Origin of the sequence: Burkholderia sp. Leaf177, from assembly GCF_001424345.1 — a bacterium.
Classification (GTDB): domain Bacteria; phylum Pseudomonadota; class Gammaproteobacteria; order Burkholderiales; family Burkholderiaceae; genus Caballeronia.
Genome location: NZ_LMPF01000008.1, coordinates 66616 through 81940, shown reverse-complemented (window position 1 = coordinate 81940; position 15325 = coordinate 66616). Strand labels below are relative to the sequence as shown.

The 15325-nt window shown below is 59.9% G+C and carries 13 protein-coding genes; 4 read left to right on the top strand and 9 right to left on the bottom strand.

Features of this window, described 5'->3' with window-relative positions; genetic code table 11:
* Window positions 1–35 precede the first annotated feature (35 nt).
* The gene (locus tag ASG35_RS09995; RefSeq protein WP_082508308.1) at window positions 36–2759 is read right to left on the bottom strand and encodes an excinuclease ABC subunit UvrA; all 2724 of its coding nucleotides are present in this window, start codon (window positions 2757–2759) and stop codon (window positions 36–38) included.
* A gap of 459 nt (window positions 2760–3218) precedes the next feature.
* Between ASG35_RS09995 and ASG35_RS09990 the strand changes: the two genes are divergently transcribed.
* A complete protein-coding gene (locus ASG35_RS09990) occupies window positions 3219–4874 on the top strand; it encodes a bifunctional aspartate transaminase/aspartate 4-decarboxylase (protein ID WP_056356081.1) in 1656 nt (551 codons plus the stop codon).
* Between the two features lie 65 nt (window positions 4875–4939).
* Here ASG35_RS09990 and ASG35_RS09985 read toward each other — a convergent pair whose 3' ends face one another.
* The 3 genes from ASG35_RS09985 to motA all read right to left on the bottom strand — a co-directional run bounded on the left by ASG35_RS09985 (window position 4940) and on the right by motA (window position 8277).
* Entirely contained in the window at window positions 4940–6115 is a 1176-nt protein-coding gene (locus tag ASG35_RS09985; protein WP_056356079.1) for a porin, read from the bottom strand.
* A 254-nt stretch (window positions 6116–6369) separates the two neighbouring features.
* Window positions 6370–7371, bottom strand: coding sequence for a flagellar motor protein MotB (gene motB / locus ASG35_RS09980; protein ID WP_056356077.1), 1002 nt, complete (start codon window positions 7369–7371; stop codon window positions 6370–6372).
* Between the two features lie 36 nt (window positions 7372–7407).
* Entirely contained in the window at window positions 7408–8277 is an 870-nt protein-coding gene (gene motA / locus ASG35_RS09975) for a flagellar motor stator protein MotA (RefSeq protein WP_056356075.1), read from the bottom strand.
* 296 nt (window positions 8278–8573) lie between these two features.
* Here motA and ASG35_RS09970 point away from each other — a divergent pair, with 296 nt between their 5' ends.
* Both ASG35_RS09970 and ASG35_RS09965 read left to right on the top strand, forming a co-directional pair.
* Window positions 8574–9227: a hypothetical protein gene (locus tag ASG35_RS09970; protein ID WP_235527503.1), complete on the top strand. Its 654-nt coding sequence runs from the start codon at window positions 8574–8576 to the stop codon at window positions 9225–9227.
* 127 nt (window positions 9228–9354) lie between these two features.
* Window positions 9355–9627 carry a hypothetical protein gene (locus ASG35_RS09965; protein ID WP_056356074.1) on the top strand — a complete coding sequence of 91 codons (273 nt, stop codon included), beginning with the start codon at window positions 9355–9357 and terminating at the stop codon, window positions 9625–9627.
* 82 nt (window positions 9628–9709) lie between these two features.
* On the opposite strand, the gene ASG35_RS31260 is transcribed toward ASG35_RS09965, so the two are convergent.
* The 3 genes from ASG35_RS31260 to ASG35_RS31255 all read right to left on the bottom strand — a co-directional run bounded on the left by ASG35_RS31260 (window position 9710) and on the right by ASG35_RS31255 (window position 11663).
* Window positions 9710–9880, bottom strand: coding sequence for a hypothetical protein (locus ASG35_RS31260; protein ID WP_156393077.1), 171 nt, complete (start codon window positions 9878–9880; stop codon window positions 9710–9712).
* 86 nt (window positions 9881–9966) lie between these two features.
* Window positions 9967–11376 carry an MFS transporter gene (locus ASG35_RS09960; RefSeq protein ID WP_056356109.1) on the bottom strand — a complete coding sequence of 470 codons (1410 nt, stop codon included), beginning with the start codon at window positions 11374–11376 and terminating at the stop codon, window positions 9967–9969.
* A gap of 89 nt (window positions 11377–11465) precedes the next feature.
* Window positions 11466–11663 (bottom strand): hypothetical protein, encoded by a 198-nt coding sequence (locus ASG35_RS31255; RefSeq protein ID WP_156393075.1) that lies wholly within the window; start codon window positions 11661–11663, stop codon window positions 11466–11468.
* 69 nt (window positions 11664–11732) lie between these two features.
* Here ASG35_RS31255 and ASG35_RS09955 point away from each other — a divergent pair, with 69 nt between their 5' ends.
* Window positions 11733–12464, top strand: coding sequence for a response regulator transcription factor (locus ASG35_RS09955; protein WP_056356107.1), 732 nt, complete (start codon window positions 11733–11735; stop codon window positions 12462–12464).
* A gap of 47 nt (window positions 12465–12511) precedes the next feature.
* On the opposite strand, the gene ASG35_RS09950 is transcribed toward ASG35_RS09955, so the two are convergent.
* The gene (locus ASG35_RS09950; protein WP_056356072.1) at window positions 12512–14344 is read right to left on the bottom strand and encodes an ATP-binding cassette domain-containing protein; all 1833 of its coding nucleotides are present in this window, start codon (window positions 14342–14344) and stop codon (window positions 12512–12514) included.
* Window positions 14341–15216, bottom strand: a complete 876-nt coding sequence (locus tag ASG35_RS09945) for an extracellular solute-binding protein (protein ID WP_056356070.1) — start codon at window positions 15214–15216, stop codon at window positions 14341–14343. The genes ASG35_RS09950 and ASG35_RS09945 overlap by 4 nt, the downstream gene beginning before the upstream one ends.
* Window positions 15217–15325: the final 109 nt, after the last annotated feature.

Here is a 15325-nt window from a genome sequence, read left to right as displayed (position 1 = left end):
TTCGATCGACTGGGGGTACCTCGTTTCTCCTAACCTCAACTTCTCGAACCGCCCGGTGCGGACCCGCATGCCGGGTGGTGTGGCAGGGGTACGGCCTCTTGGCTGTCCCCTATGCCGATTAGGCACGCCTTCAGATATCTCGATGTCTGGCCGTGCGCGCCTTTTTTCACGATGTCCTCCGGCGTTCCGCTCGCCACCACCTTGCCGCCGTTTTCTCCCGCGCCCGGCCCCATGTCGATGACCCAATCGCTCTGCGCCGCCACACGCATGTCGTGCTCGACGACGATTACCGTATTGCCGGCATCGACGAGACCTTGTAGCTGAATCAGCAAGCGGTCGCTATCGACCGAATGCAGACCTGTAGTGGGTTCGTCGAGTATGTAAAGGTTCTCTCCGCGCTGGGCGCGCTGAAGCTCCGTTGCGAGCTTGATGCGTTGCGCCTCGCCGCCGGAAAGCTCTGTTGCAGGCTGCCCGAGCCGCAAATAGCCCAGCCCGATATCGCGCAATACCGCGAGTGCACGCATGATCTGCGGCTCTTCCACAAAAAATTCGCAAGCCTGGTCGACTGTCATTTGCAGGACTTCCGCAATGTTCTTGTCGTTCCATTTGACTTCGAGTGTCTCCGTGTTGTAGCGGGTTCCTCCGCATGTCGAGCACGGCGCGTAGACGCTCGGCATGAAGAGCAACTCGACACTGACGAAGCCTTCACCTTCGCATGTCGGGCATCGGCCTTTGGCGACGTTGAACGAAAAACGGCCCGCGTCGTAGCGCCGGCGACGCGCTTGCGGCGTCTCCGCGAACAGCTTGCGAACGTGATCGAAAAGACCCGTATAGGTGGCGAGATTCGAGCGTGGCGTGCGGCCGATCGGCTTCTGGTCGACCCTCACCAGCCGGCGAATATGCTCCATGCCTTCCGTGATTTCTCCATCGGTCTGGATGTCTTCCGCATCAAGAAGAGGATCACGATCTTCTTCGGTTTCATTCGCGATCGGACGTCCGAGTTTTTCCGCGACGAGTTCCGGCAAAGCCTGACTGACGAGACTCGATTTACCCGAGCCCGAGACGCCTGTGACGGTCGTAAAACATCCAAGCGGGAGAACGATGTCCAGCGCTGTCAGGTTGTTTCTGGTGACATTTGAAAGCCGTAACCAGCCCGCCGGCGAACGCTTCGTACGCGCGACGGGCCGGTGCTCTCCAAAAAGATGCAGCCGTGTTTGCGATGCTTCCACGTCGGCGAGTCCAGCAGGCGGCCCGCTGTACACGATGCTTCCCCCCGCGGTTCCGGCTGCCGGCCCGACATCGACGAGCCAGTCCGCGCGACGCATCATCTCCAGATCGTGCTCGACCACGAACAGCGAATTGCCCGCTTCCTTCAAACGCTGCAACGCGCTGTAAAGCGCTTCGCCATCGGCGGGATGAAGGCCGGCGGACGGTTCATCGAGCACATAGATCACGCCAAACAACTGCGATGCCAACTGTGTTGCAAGCCTCAGGCGCTGCAGTTCTCCGGATGACAACGTCGGCGTGCTCCGGTCCAGCGCCAGGTAACCGAGACCCAGGTCGATCAGCGTGGACAAGCGGTCGAGCAACTCTTTTGCCATGCGTTGCGCCGCAACCTGCTTCTCGCGCGATTGATTCGTTGTCCGTCTTATATCGGGCGATGCCTTATGTGCCGATCCGCCCGATGCAACCCGCCGCTCCAGAGCTTCGCGCATTTCCTTCTTGTTCAGCACCTCGCCCGTTTGTACATCGGGAGACGGTTCGCCGCGTGCGACGGGACGCAGGATGTCGGCGACACGCGCCATCGGCATCTGCGATAACTCCGCTATGTCGAGTCCCGCGAATGTCACGGACAGCGCTTCGAGTTTCAGCCTTTTGCCATGACATGTTGGACAGGCGCTGCTTATCATGAAACGCGACACGCGCTTTTTCATCAACGCACTTTGCGTATTGGCGAAGGTATGAAGCACATAGCGGCGTGCGCCAGTGAACGTGCCTTGATAACTCGGCTCGGCATGGCGCTTGAGCGCGGCTTTCGTTTCCTGGGGCGTGAGACCTGCGTACACCGGGACGGTCGGTGTTTCGTCGGTGAAGAGAATCCAGTCGCGATCCTTCTTCGGAAGATCGCGCCACGGGGTATCGACGTCGTAGCCGATCGTGACGAGAATGTCGCGCAGGTTCTGGCCGTGCCACGCGGGCGGCCATGCGGCGACCGCGCGCTCGCGGATGGTCAGCGAGTCGTCGGGCACCATCGACTTCTCGGTGACTTCGTAGACACGTCCAAGGCCGTGGCACGTGGGGCAAGCGCCTTGCACGGTGTTCGGGGAGAAATCCTCGGCGAACAACATTGGCTGCTTCGCCGGGTAGGTGCCCGTGCGCGAGTAGAGCATGCGAACGAGGCTCGAAAGCGTGGTGACGCTGCCTACCGATGACCGCGCGTTCGGCGTGCCGCGCTGCTGCTGCAGTGCCACGGCCGGCGGCAGTCCTTCAATGGAATCCACCTCCGGCACGCCGACCTGATCGATCAGGCGCCGCGCGTAGGGCGCAACCGACTCGAAGTAACGCCGCTGCGCTTCGGCGTATAGCGTGCCGAAGGCAAGCGACGACTTGCCCGAGCCCGACACGCCGGTGAATACGACAAGCGCGTCGCGCGGTATGTCGACATCCACGTTGCGCAGGTTGTGCTCGCGTGCGCCTCGCACACGCACGAAGCCGGTGTGAGAGGGCGAAGCATTCGGTTTGTTGTTTCGAGCTGTCATGCGCCTTTTCTATTGTTTGCGGTTATGGGTCGGCGTTGCGTCGCGCCACGCGATACAAACGTCCCGCAGAGCTTGTGCCCGGGCGTTTTGCAAGTAGGACATGGTGTTTGAAAGTCGATTAAACGCGATTAAATTTCTAGCAGCATTGATACCGCTTTCATTACGCGGACGTGATATTAGTGAGAGGTGCAGGACAAGATTTCAAAGATTTCGCTTTGTCGTTTCGAGATTCTTAACGGCTGTGCTCGTTAAGGGAACGCGTAATTGTTTCAGCCCGCGAAACAAAACGCGGGATCGTTATTATCGATTTAAGCGAATATTTCATTGCAAATTTTTGAATTAGCCAGAGGAGCCAGGCCCGTATTACCTGAATCCCATTGACGCTTCTCCCGGAGGGCCGGCGCGAAAGCGACGGGCGCCACTCTTTTTCAAGCAGTCGATTATTTCTGGAGGTACCGGATGTCCAAGTCCAAGAAAGCGGCTTCGCAAGATCAGTCCAAGATTGCAGCGCTCAGTCCGTTTGAATTGAAGGACGAGTTGATCAAGGCCGCAGGCGGTGGCGCCGTCGACCGGCCCGCGAACGTCGCCATGCTCAATGCAGGCCGCGGCAATCCCAATTTCCTCGCCACCATCCCGCGTCACGGTTTCTGGCAATTGGGCCTTTTCGCCATGCGCGAGTCCGAGCGCTCATTCGCTCATATGCCGGAAGGGCTCGGCGGCTTTCCCAAACACGAAGGCCTCGAAGAACGATTCGAGATATTCGCGCGCGACAACAAGGGCGTCGCGGGTATCGACTTCTTGCGCGGCGCGCTTTCTTATGTGCGCGACCAACTCGGCTTGAACGGCGGCGAGTTTCTCTACGAAATGTGCGAGGGAATTCTGGCATCGAACTATCCGGTGCCCGATCGCATGCTGAAATTGTCTGAAGTGATCGTCGCGCAATATCTGAAGAAGGAGATGATCGGCAAGCATCCGTTCATTGGCGATTTCGATATATTCGCGACCGAAGGCGGCACTGCGGCAATGACGTATATCTTCAATACCTTGCGTGAAAATCACTTGATCAAGCCGGGCGATACCATCGCGCTAGGTTCGCCGATTTTCACGCCTTACATCGAAATTCCGACGCTTAACGACTATCAGTTGAATGTCGTGAATCTCAATGCCGACGTGGAGCGCGGCTGGCAATACTCGAAGGAAGAACTCGACAAGCTGCGCGATCCGAAGGTCAAGGCGTTTTTCCTCGTCAACCCGAGCAATCCGCCGTCGGTCAAGATCGATACCGAAAGCCTGGAATACATCGCGGATATCGTGAAGGAACGGCCAGACTTGATTCTTCTCACGGACGACGTGTACGGCACGTTTGCCGATGACTTCGTGTCGCTGTTCGCGTTGTGTCCGAGGAACACCATCCTCGTCTACTCGTACTCGAAGTATTTTGGCGCCACGGGCTGGCGGCTCGGCACGATCGCGACGCACCAGGACAACGTGATCGATGAACTGATCCGCAAGCTCCCCAAGGAACAACGCGCCGAACTGCACGAGCGTTATGAGTCCATCACCACCGAGCCGGAGAACCTCAAGTTCATCGACCGGCTGGTGGCGGACAGCCGGACCGTTGCGCTGAATCACACGGCCGGTCTTTCCACGCCGCAACAGGTGCAGATGGTGCTGTTCTCGCTCTTCTCGCTCATGGACACGCCCGAGGCTTACAAGAACGCCCTGAAGCGCCTGATACGCGGGCGTAAAGAGGCGTTGTATCGTGAGATCGGAATCAGTTTCGACGACACCGATGTGAACCAGGTCGATTACTACACCATCCTCGACCTGGAGTTTCTCGGCAACCGGGCATACGGTCCGGAGTTCGTGCAGTGGCTCTTCAAGCACACCGAGCCTTCGGAGTTGCTGTTCCGCCTGGCGAAGGAGGCGCGCGTGGTGCTGTTGCCGGGACGCGGTTTTGGCACGCAGCATCCGTCCGGCCGCGTCTCGCTCGCCAATCTGAACGAGAGCGACTACAAGCAGATCGGCCGCGCATTACGCAAGCTGATGAGTGAATATGTAGACCGCTATAACGCGGAAACCGGCAAGTCGCTGGACAGCAAAAAGGTGCTGTAACGCGGCATCAAAATGAAACGGGGCCGCTTGAAACAGCGGCCCCGTTCTATTACGTCAGCTCATGCTTAGAACTTGTGGCGAATACCCACGCGTGCCGCGATCTGGTCGTTCGCACCGCGGCCCGACGTGCCGAAGTAGCTGGTGCTCGAACCAATCTGCGCCTGCACATCGACACCGTTGTTCGATCCCGATGCGTGTTGATAAATGCCCAGCACGTAGACATCGGTACGCTTGGAAAGCGCATAGTCCACGCTTGCATCGACTTGTTGCCACTTGCCTTGCGCGGCGTCCGTCAGCTTCATGTACGTGTAGCCGAGGCTTCCCGTCGCAGCCGGCGTGAACGCATACTTGGCGCCCGCTTCATACGTGTTGAACTTCGACGTCGCACCGCTGATTGCCTCGAAGCGCGTGTTGGTCCACAACGCGAACAGCGTTGCGGCGGCGATCTTGTAGTTCGCGCCAATGCCGAACGTGCGCAGGTCCTTCGAGCCGCCCGTCGCCACGTTCGCAATGCTCGTGCTGAACGCCGGCGTAGCCGATGCCGGGAAGTGGATGTCCGTATAAGCCGCGCCAACGCTGAACGGGCCATTGGCGTAGTTCAGGCCGAAGCTGTATGCACGCGATGAACCTTGCGTGGTCACACCAGCGGTCGTGGTCGTGGGCGAACCCGAGAATGCGCCAGCCTGGTTCGAGAAGGCGTACATGCCGCCGAACGTCACGCCGTAGAAGTTTGCGCTGCTGAACTTGATCGAGTTGTTGAGACGGCTCGACGTCAGCTGGTCCACGTCGTTGATGTGATAAGCGTAGTTGCCCGCGACCGTCTGGCCGCCGATGGAGTACGCGCCGCCGAGGTAATCGGTCGAGAACGAGTATTGACGGCCGAGGGTCACCGAGCCAACGTCCGCCTTCGAGATACCCACGTAAGCCTGACGGCCGAATTCCGCGCCGCCTTGGCCGAGCGTGCCGTTGCCGCTGTTAAAGCCGTTTTCCAACGTGAAGATTGCCTTCAGTCCGCCGCCCAGATCTTCAGCGCCGCGCAGGCCCCAACGGCTGCCTTGCGATACACCGTCGTCGTATTTGAAAATCTTCGAGCTGCCAGTGCCGGCGGAGCTGTGGTTCGCGTAGCTGATACCTGCATCGATCAAACCGTACAGCGTGACGCTGCTTTGAGCTTGAGCGGGCGCGGCCGATGCGGCAAACGCAGCGAGTGCGGCGATGGCGAGCAGTGATTTACGGTTCAAAACATTCTCCCTGAGCGTGGGTGGTAGCGTGAGTGGTCTCGTACAACAAGTGCTTTGATACGCCGGGCTCTTGCGGCCCGCTGACTTGCGACGGGCGGACTTTACGGGAGGCGTATGTAAGGTCTATGACAGTTGTATTGAAACGACGGCTACGCTACAAAAGTTGCGCGTGTGCTAAGGGAGGGGACGAGTCTGGCAGCGCGTGAGGCAGGCCGCGGACGATTAGATACATCGTCGCGGCGCACTGCGGTCTGTCAGTTCTTTGAAGAGACTTCGATAACGGCGGGAAGCGGCCGCGGCTTGAGTTGCTGCGCGACCTTCGCGGGAATGACGGCGCTCGCCGGCTGGGTATCGTCCACGGACGTACGGCCTCCATCGGCGAAGAACGCCTGCTCCGCGGCCTTGTTCAGCACGAGAATGCTGATGCGGCGATTCGTGGGTTCGTCGGCGACGGCTTTGTTCAGCGGCAATACGTCAGCGAGGCCGCGCACCTGCAAGATCTTGCCTTCGCTCATGCCTCCAGCAATCAACGAACGGCGCGCAGCATTCGCGCGTTCGCTGGACAACTCCCAGTTCGAATAGCCAGCCTGGCCGCCGGAATAGGGTACGGCGTCGGTATGGCCTGCTATCGAAACGCGATTGTCCACGTCGTTCATGGACGCGCCGATCTGCGAAAGGATCACGCCTACGTAGCTCTCGAGCTTCGAGCTGCCCGATGCGAACATCGGCCGCTTGAGCGAATCGACAATCTCGATACGCAAACCCTCGCTCGTGATATCGATACGAATCTGGTCCTTGAACGCACGCAGCGCCGGCGTGTTTTCAATCAGCGCCGTGAGCTTCTCTTTCAGTTGCTTGAGGCGGCGCGCGTCGTCTTCCGCAGCAATGCGCGCCGTGCTCTTGGGCATCGGCTCGGTCTGGCTTTTGGTCGCTTCGCCGGGGCGTGAACTCGAAAGATCGCGTCCGCCGCCGTTGATGATGCTCGAGCGCGCGGCGCCGCTGCCGTCCTTGCCGCCGAACAGGGTGGAGAGCGGCGCGTTGAAATAATCTTCAATGCCTTGCTTGTCGTATTTCGATGTCGATCCGAGCAGCCACATCAAGAGGAAGAACGCCATCATGGCCGTGACGAAGTCGGCGTAGGCAATCTTCCACGCGCCGCCGTGGTGGCCGCCGTGCGCGGCCTTCTTCTTCCGGCGCACCACGATGGTCGGTGCGAGCACCGACTGCAGCGGATCGCGGGATGGTTTTTCAGCCATGATCGTTACCCGTGGTTTCGATGTGCACGCGGCTCATCAAGCCGACTTCGGCGATTTGGTGGCGCGCACGGCTTCGTCGAGTTCCTTGAAGCTCGGGCGATCGGCGGTGAGCAGCACCTTGCGGCCGAACTCGACGGCAATGGCCGGCGCATAGCCGTTCATCGATGCAAGCAATACCGACTTCACGCATTGGAACGGCTTGGATTCCGCGTGCCCCTTCGCGGCGAGCAGATCGGCGAGCGGTCCGAAGAAGCCGTACGCCAGCAGAATGCCGAGGAAGGTGCCAACGAGCGCGCCGGCAATCATTTCACCCAGAACAGCGGGCGCTGCGCCAACGGAGCCCATGGTGTGAACCACGCCCATCACGGCCGCGACAATCCCGAATGCCGGCAGGCCGTCGGCCATTTTCTGGATCGCACCGGACGCAACCGATGCCTCCGCGTGATGCGTCTCGAGCTCTTCATCCATCAGGTCCTGCATTTCGAGCGCGTTGACGTTTCCGCTCGACATCATGCGCAAATAATCGACGATGAATTCCAGCAGATGGTGATCGTTGAGCACATGTTCGTACTTCATGAACGTCGGGCTTTTCTCGGGCGCTTCGACATCGGCTTCGAGCGCCATCATGCCTTCCTTGCGCGCCTTTTGAAGCAGCTCGTAGAGAAGCGCAATCAGCTGCACGTATTTCTCTTTCGAATAACCGCCGCCCTTGAACGCAGCCGGAATGCTCTTGAGCGTTTTCTTGAGCGTCGCGGGCGGATTCGATACGACGAATGCGCCGATAGCGGCGCCAAAGATGCAAAGCAATTCGAAGGGCTGCACCAGCGCCGCGAGATGCCCGCCAACACCCATGAAACTTCCGATCACCGATCCGATGACCAACACCCATCCGATAACGACAAACATGCTCTCTCCGCGTGATTTTTGTGCTTCGGTTTGAATGAAGCTGTCATAGAACTTAACGGCAAGCAGGCCCTTTCATTTAGGGCAGACGCGAGGAATCTTTTCTTGCCGAATTAAACGTGCCAGCAAAATTTACTTCGGAGAACACGTATTTTTTGCACTGCGCGCAGACAATTCGTGGACATCGCGACGATGTTGAATTGACGCCAAAAGCGGTCACTGTTCGTTCCATTGAATCGTTTACCGAAACCGTACAGTCTCGCCACGGGAAGGAGCCCGGCTACTACGGAGAAGGTGCAGTGAAGACAGTTCTGAACGCGGCGGCGGCCGCCATGATCGCCATGCTGGCAACGCAAACGACCCAGGCGCAAGAGGTCTATGTTCAAGGCGGGACGTTGGGCGGAGGTGTTGGCGCGGCGTATTCGCTCAACACGTGGGCAGGCGTGCATGCCGAGGTGGAAGGCTTTGGATTTTCCCATTCGTTCAACGTCGATGGCGCCAAATACGACGGTCATCTGAGCCTCATTCAAGGCGGTCTTTACCTCGATCTGTTTCCGTTCGCGAACAGCGGCTTCCGTGTAACGGGCGGTGCGCTGATCAACGGCGACGAATTGAAGGCGCACGCTGTTCCCGATTCCCAGGGCAATTTCAAGATTGGCGACGCTTCCGTTCCCGCCATTGCCGGCGCGCCTTCGGCTACGGTTCGCCTGCCAAGCGTGATGCCGTATCTGGGCGTGGGATATGGGCACAAGCCGGTATCGAAGGGATTTGGTTTCATGTTCGATCTCGGCGTGGCGTATGGGCGTCCGCACGTGTCGTATTTCGTGCCGGAGGTGTACAGCTTGCTCACCACGCAGGCGAACATCGACCAGGAAAAGCAGAACATTACTAATCGCGTGGAAAAATATCGCTGGTATCCGGTCGTGCAGCTCGGCGTGACGTATCGTTTCTAGAAAGCGCTTTTGAACCTCTGGGCTGCTCGACGCTCAATAATCAGGAAGACGCGCGTCGGGGAGTTGGCATAAATGATGCGTCCCTTTCAAGGACTTACCGTTCATCTACCAGAGGCGAACCTTCAATATGATTCAAACCTTCGAGCAAACCATCGACGGCCAGCCGATGCAATTTTGCGCCAGCATCGCGGACGGCGGCAGCCCGCAGCGCGTGATCATCAGCCGTGCGGATTCGGCGAAATCGCTGGTGATCGTCGAGGCTTCCGGGATCATCAGCGCGATCAAGGCCGAGGTCGAGGCGCCGGAATCGTTTGTTGCCGACGCCGTGCGCCGCGCGCAGGAAAGCGGCCTGATCGAGAAAGCGCTTAAATCAGGCGATGTGCTGACTGTTACGCTATAGACTTTTTGTTCTGAGCAACACAAAAAATGCCCGGACGCGCATGCGCGTCTGGGCATTTTTTGCGTTTTGAGCCAACCGAATCTCAAAGGCGCGGCGAGCCGTTATGGGGATCGGCGGGAACGAGCGGGGTTGCGGAATCAGGGCCGTCGGGCAGATCGGGATCGTCCGGATTGGGCGGCGCGTCCGGATCGAGCAGTTCGTCGGGATCGGGTTCTATTGGCAGTTGCGTCGGATCTACGGGCGGTGTGGACATGGTTCGATATCTCCGGCGGCCTGCGGACCGCGCGTTGCACGAAAGGTGCATGGTTCTTAGTGCAACCCGCATTCCCGCCGTGGAATCTACGTCTGGCGTTTCTTTTCGACCACCCGCCACGACATCGATGCAGCCAGCAACAGCAGCACCACCGAGATTGCCGCCGACACCCGGACGCCTGTCACGATCTGCACGGTTTCCGCCGACGCCGCGTGACTTGCCAGCGCACCGAAAAGAGCAACGCCGACCGCGCCAGCCGCTTGCCGCGCGGTGTTGAGCACCGCCGACGACGCGGTTCCTGCCCGCGCGGCTTCGACGGTGCCGAGCATGGCGGTGGTCATGGCGGGAACCGCAAGCCCCATTCCGGTCGGGATCAGCAGGAATGGCAGCAGCAATACGAAGACAGGCGTGCGGGCATCGACGAAACAAAGCGCCGCGAATCCGGTGGCATCGACCAATGCGCCTGTGATCATGGGCAGCCGGGAGCCAAAACGCGCGACCACGGGCCCGGCGGCAAGATTCGACAACAGGAACCCGCCGGTCAGCGGCAGGAACGTCAGCCCTGCGTGCAGCGGAGAAAGGCCCAGCACACGCTGCAAATACAGGCTCAGCACGAACACCATGCCGTAATACGTCAGGTTCACGCAGATGCCGAACGCAATGGCCGAGTTGAACGTGCGGTCGCGAAAGAGCGCTGGCGGCAGCATGGGCGCGTGGGCTCGCCGCTCGATTGCTACGAATCCCGCGCCGGTCAGGAGCGCCAGCACCATCCCGCCGATAACAACCGGGTGCGTGATGCCAAGAGGCCGAAGCTCGATCATTGCGCCGACGAAAGAAGTGAGCGCAACGGTCGCCAGCACCTGGCCCGGCAGGTCCACGCCCTGGCCTTTTTGGGTGGGCTTTTTATCGGCGATCCACGCATAGGTCGCGGCCATTCCGGCAATGCAAAGCGGCACGTTGACCCAGAAGATGCTGCGCCAGCCGAACGCCGCGATCAGCACGCCGCCCGCAACCGGTCCCGCCGCGATGGAAACCGCGCCCGCCGCCGTCCAGAGGCTGACGGCGCGCGCCCGCAAGCCGTCGTCGTGTCCGCACGACTGGTTCACGAGCACGAGCGAGTTCGGCAACATCGCCGCGGCGCCAACGCCCTGTAGCGTGCGGGCGGCGATGAGCTGGCCGGCATCGGCGGCGAATCCGCACGCGGCCGATGCCAGTCCGAACAGCGCCAGCCCCGCCACGAACAAGCGCCGCGCGCCGAAGCGGTCGCCCAGCACGCCTGCCGAGAGCATCAGCGCCGCGAACGCAAGCGCGTAGGCGTCAACGGTCCATTGCAGGCTCGCCACGCTCGCGTGCAGGTCGCGCCCCATGCTGGCAAGCGCGACGTTGACAATGGTGACATCGAGTTGGGACACCACGAAACCCATGCTGGCCGTGATGACGATCAGCGCCTGACGTGTGCTCAGCCCGGCGTGCAAGGTGTGAAGGTTCGAGTTCATGAGACCCAGCTTAACGAGCTGGTAAGCGCGACGTTTCCGTGGATCGTGAAATATGCATGCAGCAATTTTGCGTCGTTCGCGTGTTGCTTTCATGCATCCCGATTAAGCACCGGATGAAATGCCGTTTTACCCCAATGCAGGCACGAGTCGGCACAAGCAGTGACTTTGCGCGACACATCGAAAGCATTTTTGACGATAACGCGCGGAAAAATAGGAGTTTTCCGATAGGACAAGGCGATCACGCTCTGCAGAATTCGCGCGTTCAAAGCGGTCTTGTAGCGTTTCACGAGACCTTCTGCGATGCCTTCGATCGACCAAGCCGAAGCATCGTGCGCAGCGTCACCGGCATTGTCATCATGCGTATCGCAATTCTCCAGTCAGATCCCCAGCACCGTTATGTCGTCAACGAAATAGTCGAGCGGCTGAGCCACGTGTGCATTCCTTTTAGCGACGGCCTCGCGATGTCCAAGTCGCTGTCGCGCTCGACTGTCGACATGCTGATTCTCGACTGGCATTCCTCCGGCTTGTCCGGCCTGGACTTGCTCAAGTCCATGCGTTCAGGCATTGGCGAGCGCGTTCCCGTCATGTTCGCTTCCGCCGATGGCGGCGAGAGCAACATCGTGCGCGCGCTGACCGCCGGCGCCGACGACTTCGTCACGCATCCGGTGCGCAGCGCGGAATTCGGCGCGCGTATCGAGGCGCTGCTGCGGCGTGCTTATCCGGCGAACGCGGCGGCGATCACCGAAATTGGTCCGTATCGCTTCGACTCTCGCCAGCAGAGCGTGACGGTGCGCGGGCAACCGGTTCAGTTGAGCGGCACGCAGTATCGGCTCGCGTTATTGTTTTTCTCGAACATAGGCCGCGTGCTGTCCCGCGATCACATTTTCGCGATGGTCTGGGGACGAGAATTCCGCGAAAGCACCCGCACGATCGACAGTCACGTGTCACGTTTGAGGCTGGCGCTGAGTATCGAACCTATCAATCATTTCCGCTTGCAGCCGGTGTATAAAAGCGGCTACCGGTTGCTGCATCTTTACGGCGACGAGGAAGCCATGCAACAAGCGCTGCTGGAAGAAGCTGCAGCTTGAGGTTTAAAACGCCATATGAAAAAGCCGTCAAGTTGACGGCTTTTTTCTTAAATGGACCAAACGGTTAACCGGTTGGTATCGATGGAAAAACGATGCAACGTTTCCGGTCTCATTTGCGGGTCATCGGTAGGAATGTCGAACGCGACTCCGTGGATTTTCAGCCTTGCATGACGCTCGCCGCGACGCAGCTCGATCCGTTCCACAAAGCCCTCGAACGTACCGTCTCGCTCCTGCGTTATCGCCGATGCCGGAACGCGCCACATCACCTCGTTTCCCGCTGGAATTTCCGGCGCAATATTCAACCGTAACCATCCGCCCAGTTCGAGCACGCCCGGCTCGGCAACTTTCCCTTGCCCAACGTTATGCAAGCCCAGCAATTCGGCCGCGCGCAGCGTTGTGGGACGTTCGAACACCTCGCTGACCGGACCCGCCTGAAGCACGCGGCCTTGCTCGATCAAGAGGACTTCATCGGCGAGGAGGGCGGCTTCATCGGGATCGTGCGTGACGATCACCGTTACCGCCGATATCTCCCGTTGCAACTCCCGCAGCGATTGCTGAAGACGTCGGCGGCGCGGGGTATCGAGGGCGGCGAAGGGTTCGTCGAAGAGCAGAAGCTGGCTGTGTTGCGTGAGCGCGCGGGCAAGCGCCACGCGCTGGCGCTGACCAAACGACAACTCGTGCGGCAAGCGCCCGAGCAAGGTTGAAAGTCCCAATTGATCGACCCATTGCCGTGCGCTCGCGGCGTCCGCGCTCAACGGAAACGCAAGTTGCTGCGCGACCGTCATGTGCGGAAAAAGACCGTAGTCTTGCGGCATGTAACCAATCTTGCGCGCCTCGGGCGAAAGGCCGGCGAGTGAAGCGTCACCGAGCGATACCGTCGCGGTCCGTCCAGTTTCGAGCCCGGCTATGAGACGCAGGGTCATCGACTTTCCTGAACCCGATGTTCCGATGATCGCAAGACGTCTTGTCTGTGGTGACCACTCAATGTCGAGATCGAAGCCGCCCAATTGCTTCTTCAACGCGATGCTCAATCGGCGGTCGTCGGTATCGATTGCGGCATGCGTTTGAGGAATGTCATTCGCGTCATCCGCGTTCGCGAGCGCCACGCTCGACACAGCGCGGCCATTGCGGCTGTAGATGGACAGCGCCGCGCACACAATGGCGATCGCGAGCGTTGGCAGCAGCAGCGGCATCATGGCGGGCAAACCCTGTCCGCCGAAGACCACGTAGGTGTAGACCGGCAGCGAATACGGGTGATACGCGACCATCACGGTCGCGCCGAATTCGCCGAACGCGCGCAGCCACGCAAGCGCCAGGCCGGCGCTGATCGCCGGCCACGCAACCGGCAACGTGACGCGAAAAAAGCGGCTGCTTGCGCCGTGACCGAGCGTTGCGGCCACGTCCTCGAACATGGGATCGACGGCTGCAAATGCGGAGCGTGCCGCGATGATCAAGAAAGGCGCGGCCACGAATGTTTCGGCCAATACGATTCCTGCAAACGAGTCGGTCAGCACACCGCCGGTCAATTGCCCGACCCAGCTATATGGCCCGAGCAGGAACAACAGCAATACGCCGCTGGTCAGCGGCGGCAACGCAAGCGGCAATTGCACGATAAACCCCAGCAACGCCGCCCTGCGCGAAGTGGATCGAGCGAGCAGATATCCGAGCGGCACGCCGCCTATCAGGATGACGAGTGCCGCAACGCTCGCGCTTCCCGCCGATACCGCCACAGCCGACAACATCGATGCCCAGTCCACACCATGCCAGTCGGCCGCGCCGATCTGCGGAATGCTGGCGAGAAACGGCGCGCACAGATAGACCGCGAGCAGCGCTGCGAGCCACGTTAACGGTCGCGCCGGTCGTGCCGCGACACGTTTCATCGAGTAGCGTCGATAACAGCCTGGAGCGACGGCGGCATGGCCTGCGCGTTACCCGTGATAGCGGGCTTGATCACGTCCACGCCATGTTCCTTCAGCAGTTCGCGGCCCTTCGCGCTCAGCAGAAAATTGACGAAGCGCGTCGCGCCCGCAGCGTTCGGCGCATCGCCCAGGATGGTCAGCGTGTAGCTCGCCTTCGCCTGCAATTCAGGCGCGGGACGAATGGACGGAATCTTCAGGTCCGATGTTTCGGTGGAGTAGAAGAAGCCTGCATCGAGTTGTCCCGATTGCAGGCGGCCGACGAGCGTTTCCTCAGGCAAGACCTGATCGGGATTTTCAGCAGCGCCAAGCGTCTTTTCGACGAGATCCGGCTGGTGATAAAGATCGGCCGCCTTCGTCACCATCTCGACCGTGAACGCGCCTTTCGGATCCAGCTTGGGATCGGTGCGGCCAATCTTGATGCCCTGTTCCTGCAGCACCTGGTCCCAGCGCTTGCTCTTGAACTCGCCGGCAAACTTGCTGCGCGGGTTATAGCCGATCATCAGCGGCGATTCCGCGAAGGTCACGTACCACGCGACGTGATCGCCATTGGCGGCGCCCATCAAGCCCGTGTTGACCTTCGGGCTTGCGCTGATGAAGACATCGCCGCGACGCAGCTTGCCCTTGATCTCGTTGGCAATCTTGTTCGATCCCGCCGCATAGCCCTGGAAATGAAGACCGGTTTCCTTCTCGAACGCAGGACCTACGCTGCGCTCCATCAGATTGACGAGCGACCCTGCATACAGGACGTTGACGACGTTGTCGTCGGCTACTGCAGTGTGCGCGAGCATCGCGCTGGCCAGCACTGCAACAGACACCATCATCTTACGGATCATCTTGTTCTCCACGTTGTTCGATTCTGATTGAGAGGCTTAGGGCGCGTAATAAATTGGCTAATAAAGCGGCTAATAAAGCGCGTAATAAAGGGCGATATATTACGCTGAG

Bases quoted from the DNA above. Each gene is read 5' to 3' on its own strand.
- ASG35_RS31260 (WP_156393077.1), bottom strand. From the start codon at position 9,880: ATGTCCACACCGCCCGTAGATCCGACGCAACTGCCAATAGAACCCGAT.
- ASG35_RS09995 (WP_082508308.1), bottom strand. From the start codon at position 2,759: ATGACAGCTCGAAACAACAAACCGAATGCTTCGCCCTCTCACACCGGC.
- ASG35_RS09965 (WP_056356074.1), top strand. From the start codon at position 9,355: ATGATTCAAACCTTCGAGCAAACCATCGACGGCCAGCCGATGCAATTT.
- ASG35_RS09955 (WP_056356107.1), top strand. From the start codon at position 11,733: ATGCGTATCGCAATTCTCCAGTCAGATCCCCAGCACCGTTATGTCGTC.
- ASG35_RS09990 (WP_056356081.1), top strand. From the start codon at position 3,219: ATGTCCAAGTCCAAGAAAGCGGCTTCGCAAGATCAGTCCAAGATTGCA.
- motA (WP_056356075.1), bottom strand. From the start codon at position 8,277: ATGTTTGTCGTTATCGGATGGGTGTTGGTCATCGGATCGGTGATCGGA.
- ASG35_RS09945 (WP_056356070.1), bottom strand. From the start codon at position 15,216: ATGATCCGTAAGATGATGGTGTCTGTTGCAGTGCTGGCCAGCGCGATG.
- ASG35_RS09960 (WP_056356109.1), bottom strand. From the start codon at position 11,376: ATGAACTCGAACCTTCACACCTTGCACGCCGGGCTGAGCACACGTCAG.
- motB (WP_056356077.1), bottom strand. From the start codon at position 7,371: ATGGCTGAAAAACCATCCCGCGATCCGCTGCAGTCGGTGCTCGCACCG.
- ASG35_RS09950 (WP_056356072.1), bottom strand. From the start codon at position 14,344: ATGAAACGTGTCGCGGCACGACCGGCGCGACCGTTAACGTGGCTCGCA.